This is a genomic window from Kitasatospora sp. MBT63, from assembly GCF_000710465.2.
Taxonomy (GTDB): Bacteria; Actinomycetota; Actinomycetes; order Streptomycetales; family Streptomycetaceae; genus Kitasatospora.
In genome coordinates, this window is the sequence record NZ_JAIZ01000353.1 from 1 (window position 1) to 3,147 (window position 3,147).

2 protein-coding genes are annotated in these 3,147 nt (G+C 75.6%); both read left to right on the forward strand.

Going from position 1 to position 3,147, the window contains the following annotated elements; all coding sequences use genetic code 11:
- On the forward strand, nt 1-2,211 hold a 2,211-nt coding region (locus AA75_RS20840; RefSeq protein WP_051812915.1), incomplete at its 5' end, for a serine/threonine-protein kinase.
- Between the two features lie 43 nt (nt 2,212-2,254).
- A partial coding sequence (locus tag AA75_RS20845; protein WP_051812918.1) for a protein phosphatase 2C domain-containing protein occupies nt 2,255-3,147 on the forward strand: 893 nt, incomplete at its 3' end.

Here is a 3,147-nt window from a genome sequence, read left to right on the forward strand (position 1 = left end):
GCCGCGCGGGCCGCCACGGCCGGGCCCGTCGCGGTACCCGCCGCCCGGTCCGGCTCCGGGGTGTCCCGCTCCGGCTCGGTGCGCACGATGTCCGGCCGCTCCCGTTCGCACCGCTCCTCGGCCCGCACCGGCCGCGGCTCCGCCATCTCGGTGCGCAGCTCCGGCGGCACCGGCGGCACCGCCCGGCGCGGCAACCTCGGCGCCGGCCTGGTGGCCGTCCCGCCGGTGCCCGCGCCGGACCCGGCCTCCGCGGTGCTGGCCGACCCCGGGGTGCCCGAGCGCAAGCGCTACTGCAGCAAGTGCGAGAGCCCGGTCGGCCGGGAGAAGGACGGCCGGCCCGGCCGCCCGGACGGCTTCTGCACCAAGTGCGGCACGGCCTACTCGTTCACGCCCAAACTGGTCCGCGGCGACCTGGTCGGCGGCCAGTACGAGGTGCTCGGCTGCCTCGCACACGGCGGCCTGGGCTGGATCTACCTGGCGGTCGACCGCCGGGTGAACGACAAGTGGGTCGTGCTCAAGGGCCTGCTGGACACCGGCGACGAGGACGCGCTGGCGGTCGCGGTCGCCGAACGGCGCTTCCTCGCCGAGGTGGACCACCCGAACATCGTGCGCATCATCAACTTCGTCGAGCACCCGGACACCCGCACCGGCTCCACCGACGGCTACATCGTGATGGAGTACGTCGGCGGCAAGTCCCTCAAGGACATCGCCAACGAGCGCCGCACCCCGGACGGACGGCGCGACCCGCTCCCGGTCGAGCAGGCCATCGCGTACGCGCTGGAGGCCCTGCCCGCACTCGGCTACCTGCACAGCCGCGGCCTGGTCTACTGCGACTTCAAGGTCGACAACGTGATCCAGAGCGAGGACTCGCTCAAGATCATCGACATGGGTGCGGTCCGCCGCTCCGACGACGACGGCCCGATCTACGGCACCGTCGGCTACCAGGCCCCGGAGATCGGCACCGACGGCCCGACCCCCGCCTCCGACCTCTACACGGTGGCCCGCACGCTGGCCGTGCTCACCTTCGACTTCCCGCACTACGCCACCACCCACCGGTACGAGCTGCCCGGCCCGGAGGAGGTGGCCGTCCTCGCCGAGTACGAGTCCTTCTACCGCCTGCTGGTCCGCGCCACCGACCCGGACCCGGCCCGCCGGTTCGGCTCCGCCACCGAGATGGCCGACCAGCTGACCGGCGTCCTGCGCGAGGTGCTCAGCCTCAAGGACGGCCGCCCGCGGCCCGCCGCCTCCACCCTGTTCGGCCCGGAACTGCGCCTGCTGGACAGCGAGCTGACCGAGCAGCCGCTCGATGCGGTGCAGGCCGCGCTGACCCTGCCGGTACCCCGGGTCGACCCCGCCGACCCCGGCGCCGGGTTCCTCGCCGCGCTGACCGCCGGCGGCCCCGCAGAGGTGCTCACCACGCTGCTCGCCGCCCCCGCCCCCTCGGTCGAACTGCGGCTGCGGGCCCTGCGCGCCGAACTCGAACTCGGCGACCCGGCCGCCGCCGGCCGGACCCTGGACGCCCTGGCCACCGAGTACCCCGACGACTGGCGGGTGGTCTGGTACCGCGGCCTGACCGACCTGGCCGCCGGCCGCACCGAGGCGGCCGCCGAGTCCTTCGACGCGCTCTACGACGCCTTCCCCGGCGAGAGCGCGCCCAAGCTGGCCCTCGCCGTCTGCGCCGAACTGCTCGGCCACGGCGAGGACGCCGCCGAGTTCTACCGGCTGGTCGGCGCCACCGACCGCAGCTACGTCAGCGCCGCCTTCGGCCTGGCCCGGGTCCGGCTCGCGGCCGGCGACCGGGACGGCGCGGTGCACGCCCTGGAGACCGTCCCGGAGTCCTCCGCGCACTTCACCGCGGCCCGGATCGGCACCGTCCGGGCCAGGCTGCGCGGCCGCACGGCCGCCGAGCACCTCGGCCCCGAACTGGGCCGCTGCTCCGACCAGCTGGGCGCGCTCACCCTGGACGCCCGGCGCCGCGCCGAACTCGCGGTCGAGGTGCTGGACACCGCCCTGCAGTGGGTACTGGCCGGAAAGGCGGGCGACGGACCGGAGGGCGGACCCGAGGTCCTCGGACATGCCCCCGCGGAACGGGAACTGCGCTTCGCTCTGGAACACTCCTACCGGGTGTTGGCGCGGTTGTCCGACCGGGCCGAAACGAGGATCGAGATGGTGGAGCGGGCGAACCGGGCCCGCCCCCGGACGTGGGTGTGACGCAATGCCGCAGCAGACCAGGTGCCCCAGCTGTGCCGAACCGATGGACCCTCAGGACGCGTTCTGCGGGGCCTGCGGCGCGAACCTGAACGGACCGCCGACCGTGCTCGACGCTCCCGCCGCCGCACCGGCGGCCCACGGGTGCGTCCACTGCGGCGCCGCCGAACTCGCCGCCGACGGCTACTGCGAGGCCTGCGGCAAGGTCCAGCCGCGCCCCCGCGACCACCAGGAACGGGCGCTGACCGGCGTCGCCGGGGTCTCCGACCGCGGCCTGCGCCACCACCGCAACGAGGACGCGTTCGCGGTGGCCGGCACCGCGCTGCCCGACGGCGCACCCGCCGTGATCGCCGTGGTCTGCGACGGCGTCTCCTCCTCGGCGCGCCCCGACGAGGCCTCCGCCACCGCCGTCGACGCCGCCTCCGAGTCCCTGCTGACCGCGCTGGAGCACGGCCAGGACCCGACCCTGGCGATGCGCGGCGCCATCGCCGCCGCGGCCCGCGCCGTGACCGACCTGGCCTACGACGGCACCCCGCCGGAGCGGCCCGGCGGCCACCTCAACGCACCCGCCTGCACCTACGTCAGCGCCGTCTCGGCGGCCGGCGTGGTCACCATCGGCTGGGTCGGCGACACCCGCGCCTACTGGATCCCGGACGACCGCGACGCCGCCGAGCCCTACCGGCTCACCGAGGACGACTCCTGGGCCGCCCGGATGGTCTCCGCCGGGCTGATGGCCGAGGCCGAGGCGTACGCCGACCCGCGGGCGCACGCCATCACCGGCTGGCTCGGCGCCGACGCCGAGGACCTCGACCCGCACACCGTCAGCTTCACCCCGCACGTCCCCGGGGTGGTGCTGATCTGCACCGACGGCCTGTGGAACTACGCCGAGGCCGCCACCGACCTGGCCACCTTCGTCCGCCGCGACGCCCGGACCGAGCC